We start from the raw sequence: 18082 nt of genomic DNA, 5'->3' as shown, positions 1-18082 counted from the left end.
CGTGGCGGCGCCGGTCATCGTGCAGCGGCCTCCGCGGCGGCGAGCTCGGCCTTCCAGTCGCGGAAGCCCTCCTCGGTGCGGCCCCGGCGCCAGTAGCCCGAGACCGACGCGTCCTCGCGCGGCACGCCGCGCTCCTTGAGCAGGTAGGGGCGGATGCCGTGCATGACGGCCTGCGCCTCGCCGTGCACGAAGGCGTGCACGCGGCCCTCGCGCCAGGGCAGGGCGCGGACGGCGGCCACGAGCGGGTCGCCCTCGGTCGCGCCGCGGCGGTGCACCCAGGTGACGGTGACGCCGTCGGCCTGGGGCAGGTCGACCTGGTGCGCGGCGTCCTCCACCTCGATCAGCACGTCGGCCACGGCGCCCTCGGGAAGCGCGCCCAGGGCCTGCCGGATCGCCGGGATCGCGGCGTCGTCACCGGCGAGCAGGTGCCAGTCGGCGTCGGGAGAGGGGGCGTAGGCGCCGCCGGGGCCGCGGACCTGAAGGGTGTCGCCGGGGCGGGCGGAGGCGGCCCAGGGACCGGCCACGCCGGTGTCGCCGTGCACGACGAACTCGATCGCGAGCGTGCCGGCGTCGACGTCGGGCTCCAGCGCGGTGTAGGTGCGCACGACGTCGGTGCCGTCGACGGGCAGGACGAGCTTGACGTAGCGGTCGGTGTCGGCGCTGGCCGCGAAGGCCGAGAGGTCGTCGCTGCGGAACCGCACGCGCACCAGCGCGGGGCTGACCTGCTCGGTGGACGTGACGGTCAGCTGGGTGGTGCCGGGCACGGGCGCTCCTGGGGTCGGTTGTTAGGTCAGCCTAACTCCCTGTCGCCGGACCCGGCGGTCCGTCTCTCCCTGCGGGCGTCACCCGTCTTGGGTAAGTCGTCGTCCCAAGCCAGCGCCCCCCGCTCTCCCGCTCCTACGTTCGAGCCGCTCGACACTCGACCGAGGGAGACACCGATGAGAAGCGTCGTGGGATACGCCCCCGGGGCGTACGACCTGTTCCACGTGGGCCATCTGAACCTGCTCCGGCGGGCGCGCAGCACGTGCGACCGGCTCGTCGCAGGGATCGTCTCCGACGAGCTCTGCCTGCGGATGAAAGGCGTGCGGCCGATCGTCCCGCTCGACGAGCGGGTCGCCATCGTCGGCGCCATCGACGTCGTGGACGCCGTGTACGTCGAGGACGTGCCGGACAAGCTCGTGGCGTGGGACGCGGTGCGCTTCCACCGCATCTTCAAGGGCGACGACTGGCGAGGCACGCCGAAGGGCGAGCAGCTCGAGCTGCGCATGGGCTCGGTGGGCGTGGAGGTCGTCTACTTCCCCTACACCCACCAGACCTCCAGCACCGGGCTGCGGCTGGCGCTGCGTCAGCTCGACGCGGCTAGCGTTGCAGCGCAGGCCGACGCCCGCGAGCTCCGGATCTGACGACCAGGTCGTCGACGGCCGAGGCGATCTCCTCGCCGTACCGCCGGACCCCGAACCGCTCCTCCGCCTCGTGCAGCGCCTGCGCCGCCAGGCGCCGGCCGAGCTCCGGGTCGTCCAGGATCCGCGCGACCGCGCCCGCGAGCGCCTCCGGGTCCTGGGCCGGCACCAGCAGTCCCGTCACCCCGTCCGTCACGGTCTCCAGGTGCCCCGGCACGGCCGAGGCGACCACGGGCCGCCCCGCCAGCTGACCCTCCACCACCGCGTTGCCGAAGGACTCCCCCAGGGACGTCGCCACGAGGGCGTCCGCCCGCTCCAGCGCCGGCCAGATCGGCGCCTGGTAGCCCGTGAAGCTCACCGCCCCTAAGAGGTCGGGGCTCTCGGCACGTTGCCGCAGCTCCTCCACGTAGGCCTCGTGCCCCGGTCCCGCCGTGCCGCAGAGCTCGAGCTCCACGGGCAGTGCGGCCGCGCGCAGAAGGGCCGTCGCCTCGATCGCCACCTCGGGTGCCTTGCGGGGTGAGAGCCGGCCGACGACCAGCATCCGGAACCGCCCGTCTCGCGGGTGGGGCACGGGGTGCCCGGCCGGTCCGCGCACGCCGTTGGGCACGAGCCGGAGCCGGCGCCGCAGGTACGGCGCCGTGCGCACGGTGAGGTCCATCGTCGTCCGGCTGTTGGCGACGACCATGTCGGCAAGCGCGAGCGGGGCCGCGAGCGTGGCGCGCATCCACGCCGGGTCGCGGGCCTCGGCCTCGTGCACGTGGCACAGGACCGGCACCCCCGCCATCCTGCCGGCCAGCTGCCACCAGGGCAGCGTGAGCGTGTTGACGTACAGGACGTCGGGCTGCAGGCGCTGCAGCAGCCGCCGCATCCGCGTCACGGCGTCATGACTGCCGCGGACCAGCGCGGCGACGCCGCCCGGGCACAGCGCCGCCCGGCACAGCACCGGGAACGGCAGCAGCTCGACCTCGGCGCCGAGCGCGGCCAGCCGGGGCAGCAGCGGCCCGGTCGAGGGCGTCACGACGACGACCCGCCAGCCACGCCCCCGGTAGGCCGTCACGCTCTCCAGCAGCTGCAGGTCCGCGCCGTAGACATCGGCAGACGGGTTGGCCATCACCACGGTTCGTTGGGTCATCCGTGCAGTGAAGGAAGACCCGGTCCCGCGCCGGCGATTGCGCGCTGCCTATGCCCAAAATTGGCTACGTCTCCCCCGAGCGCGCCGTTCGGTCTCGGGGCCGTCCTTACGTTCGTGGCCCGGACCCGGCCCGACACGTGACGAGGCCGCCCGGATCCGCCTACTCCAGGAGGCCGTCCGATGGCCGTGTCGCCGACGTTCACCCCTACGCCGCCCACGCCCGAGCCCGTCCCCGAGCACGCCACCCTGCTCGCGTGGTACCGCGTCCACCGGGAGGCCCTGAGCAGGGCCCAGAAGCCGTCGCGCGGGACGCCGGCGTACTCGCGCCTGGTCAACCGGCCCGTGGCCCGACGGGTCGCCGCCGCGGCCCACGTCGTCGGGCTCTCACCCAACGCCGCCACGGTCTTCGGAGCGCTGCTCACCGGCACGGCGCTGGCGCTGCTCGTCGTCAACGAGCCCTCGCTCGAGCTCGGCCTCTCCGTCTCCGCGCTGCTCGCCCTCGGCTACGTCATGGACTCCGTCGACGGCCAGCTGGCCCGGCTGCGCGGCGGCGGCTCGGTCTCCGGCGAGTGGCTCGATCACACCCTCGACTGCGTCAAGACCTGCGCGTTCCACCTGGCCGTGCTGGTCTCGCTGTTCCGGTTCCCGCCGGTGGAGTCCGAGGCCGCACTGGTGCTCCCGATGGTGTTCCTGGTCGTGGACATGACGACGTACTTCGGGATCATCCTGGTGCCCTACCTACGACGCCGAGCCCCCCTGGCTGCCGCGGCCGAGCCTCGCCGGGAGCATCCGTTGCGGACGTGGCTGGTGCTGCCCAACGACTACGGGACCTTCTGCTGGGTCTTCGTGCTCCTGGCCTGGCCCCAGGTCTTCCTCGGCGGCTACGCGGCCCTCCTGGCGGCCAACGCCGCCTTCCTCCTGCTCGCCTGCGCCAAGTGGTGGCGTGAGCTCCGCCTGCTCGACGTCCTGGGGGCGTAGATGCGCATCGCGATGCTGGGGACCCGCGGGGTGCCCGCCCACTACGGGGGCTTCGAGACCGCAGTCGAGGAGATCGGCCGGCGGCTGGTGGCCCGCGGCCACGAGGTGACGGTCTACTGCCGCGACACGGAGGACGCCGCCTCCGACCACTACCTGGGGATGCGACTCGTCCACCTCCGGAGCTGGAAGGGCAAGGCCGTCGAGACGCTCAGCCACACGGCCCTCTCGGCGCTTCACCTGCTCACCCACCCCCGCCACGACGTGGCGATCGTCTTCAACGCCGCCAACGCGCCGTTCCTCCCGCTGCTGCGGCTGTCCGGCACGCCCGTGGCCGTGCACGTGGACGGCCTGGAGTGGCGACGGGCGAAGTGGGGCGCAGCGGGACGCCGCTACTACCGCTGGGCGGAGTCCTACTGCGTGCGCTGGGCCGACGCCCTGATCGCCGACGCCCAGGGGATCGCCGACTACTACACCGACGAGTTCGGGGCGGAGACGGAGCTGCTCTCCTACGGCGCCCCGATCCAGGTCGCGGCCGGAAACGACCGGATCGAGGAGCTCGAGGTGACCTCGGGCGGCTACCACCTGGTCGTCGCGCGCTTCGAGCCGGAGAACCACGTCCAGGAGATCGTCGACGGCTACCGCCGCTCGAGCGCGCGCCTGCCCCTCGTCATCGTCGGCTCGGCGCCGTACGCCGACGCGTACACCGAACGGATCCGCCGGACCGCCGGGCCGGATCCCCGGGTCCGCATCGTCGGCGGGGTGTGGGACCAGGAGCTGCTCGACCAGCTCTATGCGCACTGCCTGACCTACCTGCACGGCCACAGCGTGGGTGGGACGAACCCCTCGCTCCTACGGGCGATGGGCGCGGGGACGCACGTGCTCGCCTACGACGTCTCGTTCAACCGTGAGGTGCTCGGTGAGCACGGCGGCTACTTCGCTGGGCCGGCGGACCTTCCGGCGCTCCTGCACGCCGCCGAGCTGCGGCCGGAGCTGGCCAGGGAGCGAGGCGCCCTCCACCGCGCGCGGGCCGCCCACCGCTACGACTGGCTGGAGGTGGCCGCGGGCTACGAGCAGCTGTGCAAGAAGCTGGAGAGCGGTCACTCGATCCGACACAGCGCCGATGGTCGTCGGCGCGCCTCGGCGGGCGCGGTGTGAGAGCCCCCGCGCCCCCGCGCCCCCGGCTGCCCGCCGCGGTGGGGGCCGTCGCCGCGCAGGCCGTCCTGGCGCTCGGCAGCTTCGCCCTCCAGCTCCTGGCGGCCCGGGCGCTCGGCGCCGAAGGGCTGGGCGTCTTCGCCATGCTCCTGGGCTCGGCGGTGATCGCGACCGCCGTGTCCAGCGGCCTGGTCGGCGACTCCCTGACGGTGCTGGACCGCCACGACCCCGCCATCCGGTCCGCCCTCGCCCGGCTCGCCGTCGCCGTCGTCGCCGGCGCCTCCGGCGCCGCCCTGGTGCTGTCCTGGACGCTGGGCGACCTCCCCGCAGGCACCGCGGTGCTCTTCGCGGCCGCCACGGCCGCCTTCATGACGGCCGACCTCCTGCGCCGCGTGCTGATGGCGTGCCAACGGTTCTGGCACCTGGTCGCGGTCGACTGCGGCGCCTTCGTCGCGAGCATGCTGCTGCTGAGTCTGCTCAGCGGCGGCGGCCTCTCGCTCGGCAGCTTCCTGTCCGCGCTGCTGGTGGGACAGGTGGTGGCGTGCGCCGGGTGCCTGCGCGCGTTGCCGCGCCGCGAGCGCCGGTGGCCTCTGCGACACCGCGGCGCGGGGCGGGCCAGGGCGCTGCACGCCGTGCTGTCGTTCGGCTCCTGGCGCGCGGTGCAGCAGTTCGTGCGTCCGACGACGCTGAACCTCGTGCGCTGGGTCGTGCTGGTCACCGTAGGCCAGGTGGCGGTGGGCGAGCTGGAGGCCGCCCGGCTCTTCGCCGCGCCGGCGATGCTCCTGGTGCAGGGCGTCGGCGCCTACCTCTTCTCGTCGTACGCCGTCGGCCGGGAGGAGCCGATGTCCGCCCTGCTGCGCCGGGCGGATCGCGGCGCGACGCTCCTGCTCGGCCTCTGCGCCGTGGTGGCGGTCGCCGCCACCGCGGGAGCGCCGCACCTGGGGACCGTGCTCACCGCCGGGCGCTTCGACCTGGCCACGCTCGCCGTGCTCGGGTGGGCCGTCTACGCCGCGTCCTGCGCCGTGGTGCTCCCCTACGGCACCCTGGCCGCCGTACGTGGCGACCAGGCCAAGGTGCTCGGGCTGCGGGTGCTGGACTCGCTGGCCGGGCTCGGCGCCACCGCCGCGGCGCTGCTCTGGCTGGGGCTCCCGGTCTCGGTGGCTCCCTGGCTGCTGTCCGCCGGCTCGGTGGCGGCCGGCGTCGTGTGCCGGCAGTGCCTGCTCGTCCCCCGGTGTGCGGAGCGCCCCGAGCCCTCCACGCAGCCGGCGGTGACGTCATGAGGACGGCGGTGCCCGCATCGCACCCCGCTGCCTCGACGCGGGTGGCCCCCACGCGTGCGGACCTCGGCGTCGTCTCGCCTCTGAGCCGCCCACCCGCCAGGGCCCTCGTCGTCTGCCTGCTGCTGCTCGTCTCCTCGGTGGCCTGGCGCAAGGGCAGCTACTTCTCCGGCGGGGTCGACGCCGTGGTCATGGCCAAGGCGGTCCTCAGCCTGGTCGCGCTCGCCGCGGCCGCCACCGCACCCGCGAGGGGCATCCCCTGGGCCCGGCTCCGCGTCGGCCCCCTGCCGCTGCTCGCGGCCTACCTGTCCGTCACGACGGTGGGCGCCGCCCTGTACGACTCCGCGATGCCCACGCTGGTGCTGGCCTCACGGCTGCTCATCCTCGCGGCGACCGCGGTCTGCCTGGTCCATGCCTTCCCAGCCGGGGAGCTGCTCAGCGCCCTCACCTGCGCCATGCTCCTGCTCGCCGGGTTCGCGTCGGTGACCGGCTTGGGGTCGCTCGCCTCCTCCGGGCGGCTCTACGGGGGGCTGCCCCCGCTCAACGCCAACGAGATCTCGCTGCTGGTCAGCGTGCCGCTCCTGTGCATCCTGTGGCGCTGCGTCCACCGCTACGCGACCTGGAGGGACGTGGCGGCGATCGCGCCGTGCGTCGGCGTGATCTGGCTGACCGGGACGCGCACCGGTCTGGTCGCCCTCGTGCTCGCGGCGCTGGTGCTGGTCCTGATGGCCCCGCGGATCCCCGTGCCGATGATGTGCGCCGGGCTGCTGGCGATCCCGTCGGTGCTCGGCATCGTGTTCCTCACGCCGGTGGTCAACGCCTACGCCACGCGCGGTGACTCGGCCAGCCTCCTGACCCTGAACTCGCGGACCGTCGCCTGGCACGCCGCCTTCAACTTCGCCGACACCTGGCCGGAGAAGGTCCTGGGAGTGGGTCTAGCCGTGAAGCAGATCCCGGTCTCCGCGATGTACCGCTCCGACCAGATCCTCGACAGCACCTGGGTCTCGGCGTACGTGCAGGCCGGGGTGGCCGGCACCGCGCTGCTGCTCCTGCTCGTCCTGGCGACCGGCGCCCGGGTCGCCGCGACGCGGCCGCCGATGCGCTCGCTCTCGGCGGCCCTGCTGCTCCTGCTGCTGGGACGCAGCTTCCTGGAGAGCGGGGTCCTCGACGCCACGCCCTCGGGCATCACCTTCCTCCTCGTCGCCCTGGCGCTGCCGCCCCGATCCCCCCAGGAGGAGCCATGAGCTTCACCGTCCTCACCGTGTGCGCGGCCAACGTCTGCCGCTCCCCCCTCATGGCCCTCTGCCTGGAGCGCTCCTTCCTCGCCCGCGGGTTCGGCGGCGACGTCGACGTGCGCAGCGCCGGCGTGAGCGCCGCAGAGGGCGACGGCGCGTGCCCCGAGATCGCGCGGTTGACCAAATCGCGCGGCCTGCCGTGGCTCACGCTCGAGCAGCACCGGTCCCGCGCGCTCACCGACGAGCAGATCGACCGGGCCGACCTGATCCTGACCGCCGACCGGGCCCTGCGCTCGGAGATCGTCAAGCGCGCCCGGCCCGGCTCCATCGGCCGCACCTTCACCCTGCGGGAGGCCGCCGAGCTGGCCGAGGCGGTCTCCTTCCGCGTCGAGGAGCGCACCATGGAGGGGAACCTGCGCACCCTGACCACCCAGCTGCACCACAGCCGCGGCTTCATCGACCTGCCGCGCGTCCAGCGGCTGCCCACCAGGACGCTGCCATGGCGCCGACTCCAGGTGCACACCCACGACGTGCCGGACGCCCACGAGGGAGCACGCGCCCCCCACGGCATCGTCCTCCGCCTCACCATGCCCACGGCCGACCGGCTCGCGGCGACCCTCGCCCATGGCGTGCTCGCTCACCTGCGATGAGCACCGCCACGTACGTCGAGCTCCGGCTGCCGGCCGTCGGGCCTCGCGGCTGGCACCTCGACCTGGCCGCCGCGCTGTGCCGCATGGGGCACCTGGGGGTGGGGGTCGCCTGGTGCGACCACGAGCCGGTCCCCGAGCGCGACCTCGAGCGGCTGCTCGCGATCGAGAGGAGGCTGCACCGGCTACCGAGCGCCGGGGCGGCCCGCGCGGGGCGAGAGCGCCTGGCCCACCTGAGCACGGGGCGGCCCGAGAGCGGACGGGTGCTCGTCCTCGACCTGACCGCCGGGCCGGCGGGCCACGCGGGCCACGCGGGCCAGGACGAGGGCTGGTCGCTGACCTTCGACGGTCGCCGGGGTGAGGGTGCCGCCGCGGCCGCGTTGGTCGCCGGGCGGTTCCCGGTGGTCGAGGTCGTCGACGCCTCCGGCACCGCCGTCGCCAGCGCGCGTCCCGGCAGCGAGTGGCCCGGCGTGACCGCGGCCGCCCTCGACGACGTGCTGGCCGGCTGCGTCAGCCTCCTCGTCGCCGCCGTCGCGGGGCGGCCACCGCGGCTTCTGGAGGAGCCGGCCGTGGACCGCCGTCCCACCGGCGGTCGATCCCTCACGCACCAGGCGGCGCGGGCCGTGGCGAGGGTGCCCCTGCGCCGGGCCGCCCGCATTTTCTACCGGACCCCGCACTGGCGGGTCGGCTGGCGCTTCGTCGACGGGCCGGGCGTGGTCGACACCCTGCAGCACCCGGCCTCGGGGTGGCAGGACCTGCCCGACGACGGCCACCACTTCTACGCCGACCCCTTCCCCCTCAAGGTCGCCGGCCGCACCTACCTCTTCGTCGAGGACTACGACCACCGCGTCGGCAAGGGCGTCATCTCCGTGGTCGAGTTCGACGACCAGGGACCGATGGGCACCCCGGTGTGCGTCCTCGAGCACGAGGTCCACCTGTCCTACCCGTGTGTGCTGGAGCAGGACGGGGAGGTGTGGATGATCCCCGAGACCTCGGCGGCCGGCACCGTCGAGCTGTACCGGGCCACCGACTTCCCCCGCTCCTGGGTGCTCGACACGGTGCTGCTGCGCGACGTGGACGCCAACGACGTCACCCCCTTCCGCCACGGCGGCCGGTGGTGGCTCTCGGCCACGGTCCGCGGCGGCGGCTCGTGCTCCGACGCCCTCCACCTCTGGTACGCCGACGACCTGCGCGGCCCCTGGACGCCGCACCGCGCGAACCCGGTCGTCCTGGACATCGCCAGCGCGCGCCCCGCCGGCCGGGTCCTGGAGCGGGACGGGCGACTAGTGCGCCCGGCCCAGGACGGCACGGGGGGCTACGGCTCCGCCCTCACCCTCGCCGAGGTGGTGCGGCTGGACGCCGACGCGTTCGAGCAGCGCACCATCGGCCGCCTCACGGCGGGCGAGGACTGGCGCGGCAGCCGGCTGCACACGCTCAACCGGGCCGGCCGCCTCGAGGTCATCGACGGCTCCTCCAGGTCCCCCCGTCTGCGCTGGCCCGGTTGACCGCCGCAGCCGGGAGTGTCACCTTGGATAGAGGCGCCCCGGGCAGAGCCGGGGCCGCCCGGAGCCTGAATCGTGATGTCTCGGAGCATGTCCACCTCGGCGCGCCAGCTGCTGCTGGTGCTCTCGCTGACCCTCCTGGCGAGCCTGCTGCCTGCGACCACGACGGCCGCCGTGCCCGGCGCGCGCGACGCGGCTGCCCCGTCGCCGGCCGCCCGCCCGGCGACCCTGCACGTGGCCACCACCGGGCACGACTCCGCCCGCGGCTCGTCGGCCGCGCCCCTGCGCTCGATCCGGGCGGCCGTGAGTCGCGCCCGGTCGGGCGACCGGATCGTGGTGCACGGCGGCGTCTACCACGAGGGGATCGTGATCCCGGCGGGCAAGCGGCTCTCCCTGCGCAACGCGCGCGGCAGCCGCGTGTGGCTCGAGGGCTCCCGCCTCGTCAGGGGCTGGCGCCAGGAGGGCGGCGGCTACGTCCATGACGGTTGGCGGACGGAGTTCGACAGCAGCCCGACCTACCACTGGGGCGCGCCCGACAACGAGGCGGAGTCCTGGTCGTTCCTCAACCGGGCCCACCCCATGGCCGCCCACCCCGACCAGGTCTGGGTGGGGTCGAGGGAGCTGCGGCAGGTGGCCTCGCTCGCCCGCCTGCGGCCGGGCACCTTCTTCGTCGACGACGCCCGTGACCGCCTCCACGTCGGGACCGACCCACGCGGGCGGTCGGTGCGCGCGAGCGACCTCGCCAAGGCGATGTCGATCCGCGGCCGCCGCACGTCGGTGCGCGGCATCGGCGTGCGCCGCTTCGCTCCCTCGGTGCCGCACATGGGTGCGGTGACGGTCGAGGCGCCGGGCGTGACGCTGAGGGACCTGCGGATCGAGGACAACGCGACGACCGGGCTGCACGTCTCGGCCAGCAACGCCAAACTCATCCGGCTGGTGCTGGCGGGCAACGGCATGCTCGGAGCCGGTGCGACGTACGCCGACGGGCTGCGCATCAACGGGCTGCGCGTGCGCGGCAACAACACCGAGCGGTTCAACTACTCGCCCGTCGCCGGCGGCATCAAGGTCGACCGCACCCGCGGGATCCGGGTCCGCAACAGCGTCCTCAGCCGCAACGCCGGGAACGGCCTGTGGCTCGACGAGTCCTCCTACGACATCCGCGTGACCGACTCCTCGATGCGCGACAACCTCCACCACGGCCTGGCGCTGGAGATCTCCGCCAAGGCGGTCGTGGCCGACACCGTGATCGAGGGCAACGCCGACGACGGGATCAAGGTCAACGACACCAGCGACGTGCGGCTGTGGAACAACACCGTCGTGGGCAACGGCCGGCCGATCAACATCGTCCAGGACGACCGCGACCCGGCGGACGACGAGACCGAGGGTCGTGACCCCCGGCAGCCGCGGCCCGACCGCACCATGCCGTGGATCAACGGACCGGTCCAGGTCCACAACAACATCCTGTCGGCCTCCAGGTCCGGCAACTGCCTGCTCTGCGTGGAGGACTACTCCGGTCGGTTCACCGCGGAGGAGCTGCGGGTCCGAGCCTCGGGCAACGTCTACCACCGTCGCGACCGCAGGTCCCCCTCGTGGGTCGTCGTCTGGTCGCGGGCGTCTCGCGACCCCGCGGTCTACACGTCGTTGCGGGGCTTCCGCTCGGCCACCGGCCAGGAGCGGCGCTCCCTGGAGCTGGTCGGGGCTCCTGCCGTGACCGGGTCCCTGCGCGCGACCAAGCGGGTCGCCTCCCGCGCGCGTACGACCGCCGTCCTCCTGCCGCCGCGGCTCGCGCGGGTCCTCGGCCGGCGCTCCGGCGAGCGCCATCTCGGGGCGTGGCTCGGCTAGGCGCACGCCTAGCGATCGCAGCCCCCACCGGCGTCGATCCGCACCCGGGTCAGCGACACCCCGTTCGTCTTGGGCGCGGGGTGCTGGGCGGGCGGCGACGCGGCCGCCCGTGCCCGGTCGGTCGCGAGGTCGGGCGGCAGCGGCGACAGCTCGCCGCGGTCCCGCGTCAGCTCCGAGCGGTAGTCGTGCTCGCCGCCGCGCCGGGACCGCTCCCGGGTGAGCACCGTGCCGAGCAGGTCGACCCGCGCGTTGCGCAGGCGCTCGATGCTGGACCGCACGTGCTCGGGCCGCGTCGAGAACGCCCGCATGACCAGGACGACGCCGTCCATCTGGTGACCGAGGACCACGCCGTCGGTGACCGAGAGCAACGGCGGCGAGTCGTAGATGACCACGTCGAACCGTCCGTGCAGGGTCTCCACGAGGGTGGCCATCGCCGAGGATCCCAGCAGGGCCGCCGGGTCCGGAGGCAGGGAGCCGGCGGGCAGCACGGTCAGCAGCGCCTGGTTCCACGGCACCAGCACGTCGTCGAGGCGGCTCTCCCCCACGACCACGTCCGAGAGGCCCAGGCTGCCGTCGATCCCCAGGAACCTCGACACGCCGGGACGCCGCAGGTCCGCCTCCACCAGGCACACGGAGGCGCCGCTCTGGGCCCAGCTGATGGCCAGGTTGCAGGCGACGGTGGTCTTCCCCTCGCCGGCGGCGGAGGAGGTGACGGCGAAGTGCCGCAGCTCCCGGTCGACGGTGGCGAACTTGAGGGCCGTCCGGATGGTCCGGTACCTCTCCGCCGACGATGATCGCCAGTCCAGCGCCACCAGTGGACGCTTCGCGGCCGAGCGCTCGTAGAGGGTCGCCCCGAGGGGCGACATGTCCGTCAAGGCGCGCACCCCGTCCTGTGTCTTCACCCGCGTGTCGAGGTGGTGTCGCAGGACGGCGCCCATGAGGCCCAGCGCGAGCCCGGCCACCGCACCCAGGAGCAGATCCACCAGCACCCGCGGTGACGACGGCTTCACGGGGACCTCGGCGGGGCGGGCCAGCGAGACCCGCACGTTCGACGGTCCCCCCTCGCGCGTGGTCTCGAGACCCTCGATGACCGTGCCCAGCTGCTCCGAGACGGCGTCCGCCGTTCGGGCCGCGCGGGCCGGGTCGGGATCCTCGACCGACACGTCGAGCAGGACGGTCTCCGGGGCGCTCGAGACCGAGACCAGGGTGGCCAGCTCACGCTCGGTCACGTCCAGGCCGAGCTCGCTGATCACCGGCCCCAGGACGTCGGGGCTCTTGACCAGCGGCGCGTAGGACTTCACACGCTGGACCGCGAACTGCGAGCCTTGGAAGATCTCCCCCTGTCCGGTGTCGTCGACCTGCTCGGCCACGGTGACGAAGGACGTCGCGGTGGCCGTGTAGAGGGTCTCGGCGGTCGCGATGGCCGCGGCCCCGGCCAGCAGTCCCAGGACCAGGCCCGCCACCCACACCCGCCAGCGACGCTGCAGGATCGTGAAGTACTCGGCGAAGGTCATCGTCGTGTCCCTACTGCGTCGGCGAGACGCTGAGGTCGTCGAAGAGGCCGAGCACCGGAGCGTTGGTGGCCGACCCCGAGAGGTAGGTGCGCAGACCGAGCCCACCGGCCACCTGCAGGCCCGCCGTGTCGTCGGTGAGCGACGACGTCCACGCCTCCGGCTCCTCGGTCCCGCTCGGCCACAGCTTCACGCGCAAGGTCGTCGGTGAGGTCCCGAACGCCTGGGCCCGCACCTGGACGAGGTCGCCGGCTCCCACGGTGAGTCCCGGCACCGTCCTGGTGAGCAGCGTCGTGTCGGTGCCCGACACGGTGCGCCCCAGGATCAGGGACACCGAGCCGCCGGCCACCAGCCGCACATCGGCGTAGTAGCGGCTCCCGTTGGCCAGCAGCCGTGGCTGGATCGTCAGGTAGGTGCCGCCGCCGGTCGCCGCCTTGTCGGCACCCACGCGCACCCGCAGGTCGGTGTCCGCGGACGTGGGCGCGTTGAGCGCCATCGCGGGTCCGGTGCCGGGGCTGGACATCCGGATCCGCCCGAGTCCGTCCGCGACCGAGAAGTTGCTCGCCGCTCCCGCCCGGGTCCAGGGCCCGCCGAGGTCGGCGCTGCCCCAGCCGTCGGCGAGCTGGCGCGAGAACGCGTCCAGGGCGAAGGGCTGCGGTCCCGCAGGGGGCTCGCTCACCTGCACCTGCTTGGTGAGGTCGGTGTGGGCGCCGTCGTCGTCGGTCACCGTGAGCGTCACGTCGTACGTGCCGGCGGCCGCGTAGGTGTGCGACGTCGTGGACGAGGGCGAGGCGGGTGCCGTCTCTCCGTCACCGAAGGACCAGGCGTAGGACACCACGCTCCCGTCCGGATCGCTGGCGGTCGCGGCCAGGTCGGCCGTGAGGCCGGCGGGCGACGCGGTGAAGTCGGCTACCGGCGGGACGTTCGGCGTGGGGGCACCGGTGCCGGCGGCGTAGTGGCCCACGACCTCGGCGTCGCTGAGCGCCCGCTTGTAGATCGCCACCTCGTCGATGTCGCCATCGAGAAAGGCCGACGAGGGTGCGGAGGGCCAGTTGTTGAGCGCGTCCCCACCCACGCGCCAGTAGCCGCGGGCGAGGTGCTCGGCGGTGGTCACGTCGGCGCGCTGCGCGACCAGCGCCCCGTCGACGTAGAGCCGCATGCCGCCCGGCGAGAGGCTGGCGACCGCCTGGTGCCAGGCGCCGTCGCGGTAGCTCCCCGGACTGGTGACCACCTGACGACTCTGGTCGGGCTTGACCCCGAACAGGACCTGGCCTGCGTTGTTGAGGTAGAGGTGCCGGTCCGCCTTCGAGGAGTTGCGGTCGTTGCGGTTGCCGCGGCCGACGATCTTGCCGCCGGTCGTCGACGTCGTACGGAACCAGGCCTCGAGGGTGAAGACGTCCGGCGGGCTGTCGATCGTGGTCGTGTACGCGCGCGTCGACGTCGCGCCGTTGAAGCGGGCCGCGGCGTTGGCCGGGTCGTTGGTGAGCGCGCCCGGCACCCCGGGCGTGACCCCGGTGGCGGTGGTCGTCAGCGGCCGGAACCCGGCCGCATCCCCCCGGAAGGTGCCGCTCTGCTCGTCGAGTCGCCACCAGTGCGTGGGCTCGCTGGCCTGCACGGCCTCGACGTACGGGCTGTCCGTGCCGGAGCCGGCCACCACCACGTCGGTCCACGGCGAGTTCGCGATGTTGCCGAAGGGGTCCGTCACCGCGACGCGGTAGCGGTGGCTGCTGCCGGGAACCAGGCCGGTGTCGCTGACGCCCATCCCGAGGTGGTTCCACCATCTCGCCCGCACCTGGCGGGTGTGGATCAGCCCGGCGCCGCTCTGGACGTCGCGGTAGACCCGGTAGGTCAGGTAGTCGTTGTCGATGTCCTCGTTGCTCGTCCAGTTGATCCGGACCTTGCCGCCCTCCGTCGAGCTCACGTTGAGCGGGTACGTGGCGTTGAACAGGCTCGGGCCCTGGTCGTTGGGCGCGAGGGCGGTCCTCGCGAAGCGCACCAGACCCTGTTGGCTCTGCCCGTTGACCCGCGTGAACTCCCCGCCCATGGCCACGTAGTCGGCGTTCCCGGTCACGCTCCAGGGGCCCTGGATCTGCCCCGTGTAGGTGCCCGCGTTGAGGTTGGGGTACCACGTGAGCACCGAGGAGCGCGGCTGGCCGAGGAAGCTGTAGTAGCGACCCTGGTCCGGCTCCCACGTGACGGTGCCGGTGGGCTGCTTGCCGAAGGCCATGCCGCGGAAGTAGGGGTAGTCGCCGACGCCACCGTCACCCTGCCGGATGCCGTCGATGTTCTCGCAGTAGTGGGTGTGGCTGGCGGCGTAGACCACGTCGCCCTGGGCATGCAGCGAGTAGGTGTCGCCGTGGCAGTCGTTGGCCCAGCGCACGGTCCCGCCCTCCCACGCGGCGCTGAAGGTGCCCTCCCAGCTCCCGCCGCTGCGGCCGAAGGTGTAGCCGCCTCCGTAGACGTACTCGTCGTCGGAGGTGAGCGTCGTGATGGCACCGTCGGCCGTGCCGTTGCGCACGATGCTGTTGGCGGCGAAGGGCAGGCTGGCGCCGGTCGTGGCGTCCACCATGCCGAGCCCGTAGCCGGGGTTGGCGGAGCCGTTGAGGGCCGTGAACGACCCGCCGACGGCCAGCCTGGTCCCGCTCGGGTTGATCGTCATCGCCCAGACGTCGCCGCCCGTGGCCGCCGGCGCCCATTTCAGCAGGGCGCCGTTCGCCGCGTTGAAGGCGGCCAGGCCCTGGCGCACCTGCGTGCCCACGTCCTGGAACTCACCTCCCGCGTAGACCGTGGTGTTGGTCGCGGCCAGCGCGTTGACGTGGTAGTTCACGGGCGGGTTGAACGTGTCGATCAGCGCGCCCGTCGACGCGTTGAACGCGGCGATCCGGCGCCGCGAGACGCCGTTGACGGTCGTGAAGTCGCCGCCCACGTAGATCCGGGTCTGGTCGGGCGAGACGGCGATCGCCCGGACCTGGGCGTTGAAGCTGGGCGCGAAGCTGGTGGTCAGCGCCCCGGTCACGATGTCGTAGGCGAGCAGGTTGGCCCGCGGCACCGTGCCCGACCCCGACGGCGAGCCGGCCGGGCGCGCGTTGCTGAAGCTGCCGCCGGCGTAGACCCGGTTCCCGACCATGGCCTGCGCCCACACCACGCCGTTGATCTGCACCGTGGGCAGCGCGTCCGCCGACACCGTCGTCGGCGTCGCGGGGTCCGAAGGATCCTGAGGTGAGGAGTCCGACCATCCCGGCGCGGGCCCGGTGCTCACCAGTCCCGCCGTCACCAGAGCCACGACGACGGCCGACAGCGTGTGGCGCCGCAAGCGGGCGCCGCTCCTATCTCCGCACGCGGCGACGCGGGTCGCCTTCCCCCACCAGCCTCGACGTGCCACCGCCATCCCCTCCACCCCTCGACCACGCTGCCGCCCCGGCAGGTGCCGGCGCGGTCCCGACCGTAGGGAGACCCCCTCGGCTCGATCGGGCACTGCCGCAAACACCATCAAGATTGGGGAAAAGGCATGCACCGCACCGGACCGCGCCCACGCCGTGACCAATCGTCCGAGGGATCGCACTCGTCCCTCGGAGGCAGGTCTCATGCGCACCACTCGTTCACGCCGCCGACGCCGCACGGCGCTCGCCCTGCTCACGGTGCTGGGCCTCGTCGCCGTGGTCTCCACGGCGAGCGCCTACTACCTCGGGCGACGACTCGTCGCGCCCATCGAGCGGATCGACGGCGTCTTCGCCGGCCTGGAGGACCGACCGTCGAAGCCGACCACCGGCCCGGCCGCCAAGGCGATCAACATCCTGCTGCTCGGCACCGACCGCCGCTCCGACGAGCCCACGACCGGTGACCTGGCGCGCGCCGCCGCCTGGGTGCCGGGAGCCCAGCGCTCGGACGCGATGCTGCTGGTGCACATCGACGGGGACCGCGAGGGGGCCACGGTCGTCTCCCTGCCGCGCGACTCGTGGGTCGAGGTGCCCGGCCACGGCCACACCAAGATCAACGCCGCCTACTCCTACGGCGGACCGTCGCTGGCGGTCGCCACCGTCGAGGAGCTCACCGGCGTCCGCATCGACCATCTCGCGGTCATCGACTGGGACGGCATCCGCGCGCTCACCGACGAGCTGGGCGGCGTGACGGTGACCGTGCCCGAGACCGTGCACGACTCGGCCCGCGACGTGACCTGGACCGCCGGCGAGCACCGTCTCACCGGTCAGGCGGCGCTCGACTACGTCGGCCAGCGCTTCGGCCTGCCCGGCGGGGACCTGGATCGAGCCAGCCGTCAGCAGAACTTCCTGCGGACGCTCATGGTGGACACCCTCGGACGGCTCCAGGACTCCGGTCCCTGGGGCGTCTACGAGCTGCTCGGCGTGATGACCCGTCATCTGAGCATCGACTCAGGATGGTCGACGAAGGACATGGCCAGGCTGGCCTGGTCGCTGCGCGACCTGGACGAGTCCGCGGTGTCGTTCCTGACCGTGCCGGTCGCCGGGCTCGGCTGGGAGGGGCCGCAGAGCGTCGTCCACCTCGACCTCGTGGCGGGTCGCCGACTCTGGGAGGCCGTCCGCGCCGACCGCCTCGCACCGTGGCTGCGTGCGAACCCGCAGGCGCGGCTGGGCGAGACCGTCCGCTGACGGAGCCGGTCACCACCACTCCGGAAGCCCACCCCACTCGTCGAGGACGGCCGCGGCCGCCACCTGCCGCGAGACCCCCAGCTTGTGCAGGATCGACCTGACCTGACTGCGCACCGTCGAGTGCGCGACTCCATGCAGCTGGGCGATCTCGCGCACCGAGCGCCCCAGGTGCAGGAGCCGGAGCACCTCGAGCTCTCGCGGCGTGAGCGAGCTGAGGCGCGCGTGGATCTCGCTGCGCTGGGGCTCCAGGCGGTGCCACTGGGCCACGAGGTCGTCACTGTCCGGGGGCAGCCGGCCGGTGTCTGCGACACCACAGGATCCGCCGATCTCGGCCAGCAGCTCGGAGAGGCTGGTCGCGCTCTTCAGGATGCCGATGACGCCCACCTCGATCATGGCACCCCACAACGGACCGCGAGGGCTGTCGGTCAGCAGCAGCCATCGAGTCGGGTAGGCGCCCACCAACCACCGGGCCGTGTGGACGGCCGGCGGCGACAGGTCGCACAGCATCAGGCCCAGGGGCGGGCGCGGAGTCTGCTTCGACCACCCCGCACGGTGGTCGTGTCCCTCGCCCGGCCACGGCACCCGCACGACCGTGACGTCGCTGCCGACCAGCGCCGCCGAGACGGCGTCCGCCAGCAGCGACCGGTCGGAGACGACCGCGATCGCGTGGTCCAGTCCGCTCACGGAAATCGTCCCCAGGAGGCGTTCGGACGCATGACGGTCCTCCCCGATTCTGACTTCGCCGGCTTTCATCCTCTGGCGTCGCGCTGCGCGGACGCGA

The 18082-nt window shown here is 73.5% G+C and carries 14 protein-coding genes; 9 read left to right on the top strand and 5 right to left on the bottom strand.

The features are described 5' to 3' along the window. Window positions 1-14: 14 nt before the first annotated feature. Window positions 15-764 (bottom strand): siderophore-interacting protein, encoded by a 750-nt coding sequence (locus LQ940_RS03465; RefSeq protein ID WP_231244398.1) that lies wholly within the window; start codon window positions 762-764, stop codon window positions 15-17. Between the two features lie 186 nt (window positions 765-950). On the opposite strand from LQ940_RS03465, the gene LQ940_RS03460 reads away from it, so the two are divergent. Further along, on the top strand, window positions 951-1403 hold the full coding sequence (locus LQ940_RS03460; protein WP_231244399.1) for an adenylyltransferase/cytidyltransferase family protein: 453 nt from the start codon (window positions 951-953) through the stop codon (window positions 1401-1403). Here LQ940_RS03460 and LQ940_RS03455 read toward each other — a convergent pair. Then, window positions 1360-2532: a glycosyltransferase family 4 protein gene (locus LQ940_RS03455; protein ID WP_231244400.1), complete on the bottom strand. Its 1173-nt coding sequence runs from the start codon at window positions 2530-2532 to the stop codon at window positions 1360-1362. The genes LQ940_RS03460 and LQ940_RS03455 overlap by 44 nt on opposite strands. 180 nt (window positions 2533-2712) lie before the next feature. Between LQ940_RS03455 and LQ940_RS03450 the strand changes: the two genes are divergently transcribed. The 7 genes from LQ940_RS03450 (at window position 2713) to LQ940_RS03420 (ending at window position 11165) form a co-directional block, all read left to right on the top strand. Then, a complete protein-coding gene (locus LQ940_RS03450) occupies window positions 2713-3510 on the top strand; it encodes a CDP-alcohol phosphatidyltransferase family protein (protein ID WP_231244401.1) in 798 nt (265 codons plus the stop codon). Continuing rightward, complete coding sequence (locus LQ940_RS03445; RefSeq protein WP_231244402.1) at window positions 3511-4665, top strand: DUF1972 domain-containing protein; 1155 nt, start codon at window positions 3511-3513, stop codon at window positions 4663-4665. Continuing rightward, window positions 4662-5942, top strand: a complete 1281-nt coding sequence (locus LQ940_RS03440; RefSeq protein ID WP_231244403.1) for a hypothetical protein — start codon at window positions 4662-4664, stop codon at window positions 5940-5942. The genes LQ940_RS03445 and LQ940_RS03440 overlap by 4 nt, the downstream gene beginning before the upstream one ends. Before the next feature lie 8 nt (window positions 5943-5950). Then, the gene (locus LQ940_RS03435; protein WP_231244404.1) at window positions 5951-7183 is read left to right on the top strand and encodes a hypothetical protein; all 1233 of its coding nucleotides are present in this window, start codon (window positions 5951-5953) and stop codon (window positions 7181-7183) included. After that, window positions 7180-7824, top strand: a complete 645-nt coding sequence (locus LQ940_RS03430) for an arsenate reductase/protein-tyrosine-phosphatase family protein (protein WP_231244405.1) — start codon at window positions 7180-7182, stop codon at window positions 7822-7824. Before LQ940_RS03435 ends, LQ940_RS03430 begins: the two co-directional genes overlap by 4 nt. Beyond that, the gene (locus tag LQ940_RS03425; RefSeq protein ID WP_231244406.1) at window positions 7821-9326 is read left to right on the top strand and encodes a glucosamine inositolphosphorylceramide transferase family protein; all 1506 of its coding nucleotides are present in this window, start codon (window positions 7821-7823) and stop codon (window positions 9324-9326) included. Before LQ940_RS03430 ends, LQ940_RS03425 begins: the two co-directional genes overlap by 4 nt. A gap of 75 nt (window positions 9327-9401) precedes the next feature. After that, complete coding sequence (locus LQ940_RS03420; protein WP_231244407.1) at window positions 9402-11165, top strand: right-handed parallel beta-helix repeat-containing protein; 1764 nt, start codon at window positions 9402-9404, stop codon at window positions 11163-11165. Between the two features lie 8 nt (window positions 11166-11173). On the opposite strand, the gene LQ940_RS03415 is transcribed toward LQ940_RS03420, so the two are convergent. After that, complete coding sequence (locus tag LQ940_RS03415; protein WP_231244408.1) at window positions 11174-12679, bottom strand: polysaccharide biosynthesis tyrosine autokinase; 1506 nt, start codon at window positions 12677-12679, stop codon at window positions 11174-11176. Window positions 12680-12689: 10 nt separating this feature from the next. Continuing rightward, window positions 12690-15989, bottom strand: coding sequence for a LamG-like jellyroll fold domain-containing protein (locus tag LQ940_RS03410; RefSeq protein WP_231244409.1), 3300 nt, complete (start codon window positions 15987-15989; stop codon window positions 12690-12692). Window positions 15990-16260: 271 nt separating this feature from the next. On the opposite strand from LQ940_RS03410, the gene LQ940_RS03405 reads away from it, so the two are divergent. Continuing rightward, window positions 16261-17301, top strand: a complete 1041-nt coding sequence (locus tag LQ940_RS03405; protein WP_231244410.1) for an LCP family protein — start codon at window positions 16261-16263, stop codon at window positions 17299-17301. A 9-nt stretch (window positions 17302-17310) separates the two neighbouring features. Here the strand turns inward: LQ940_RS03405 and LQ940_RS03400 are convergent, their stop codons facing one another. Further along, window positions 17311-17985, bottom strand: coding sequence for a response regulator transcription factor (locus tag LQ940_RS03400; RefSeq protein ID WP_231244411.1), 675 nt, complete (start codon window positions 17983-17985; stop codon window positions 17311-17313). Window positions 17986-18082: the final 97 nt, after the last annotated feature.

Origin of the sequence: Nocardioides sp. cx-173 (assembly GCF_021117365.1) — a bacterium.
GTDB lineage: Bacteria > Actinomycetota > Actinomycetes > Propionibacteriales > Nocardioidaceae > Nocardioides.
This window is presented reverse-complemented; position numbering and strand designations above follow the sequence as displayed.

Bases quoted from the DNA above. Each gene is read 5' to 3' on its own strand.
- LQ940_RS03455 (WP_231244400.1), bottom strand. From the start codon at position 2,532: ATGACCCAACGAACCGTGGTGATGGCCAACCCGTCTGCCGATGTCTAC.
- LQ940_RS03450 (WP_231244401.1), top strand. From the start codon at position 2,713: ATGGCCGTGTCGCCGACGTTCACCCCTACGCCGCCCACGCCCGAGCCC.
- LQ940_RS03445 (WP_231244402.1), top strand. From the start codon at position 3,511: ATGCGCATCGCGATGCTGGGGACCCGCGGGGTGCCCGCCCACTACGGG.
- LQ940_RS03430 (WP_231244405.1), top strand. From the start codon at position 7,180: ATGAGCTTCACCGTCCTCACCGTGTGCGCGGCCAACGTCTGCCGCTCC.
- LQ940_RS03425 (WP_231244406.1), top strand. From the start codon at position 7,821: ATGAGCACCGCCACGTACGTCGAGCTCCGGCTGCCGGCCGTCGGGCCT.
- LQ940_RS03420 (WP_231244407.1), top strand. From the start codon at position 9,402: ATGTCTCGGAGCATGTCCACCTCGGCGCGCCAGCTGCTGCTGGTGCTC.
- LQ940_RS03415 (WP_231244408.1), bottom strand. From the start codon at position 12,679: ATGACCTTCGCCGAGTACTTCACGATCCTGCAGCGTCGCTGGCGGGTG.
- LQ940_RS03405 (WP_231244410.1), top strand. From the start codon at position 16,261: ATGCGCACCACTCGTTCACGCCGCCGACGCCGCACGGCGCTCGCCCTG.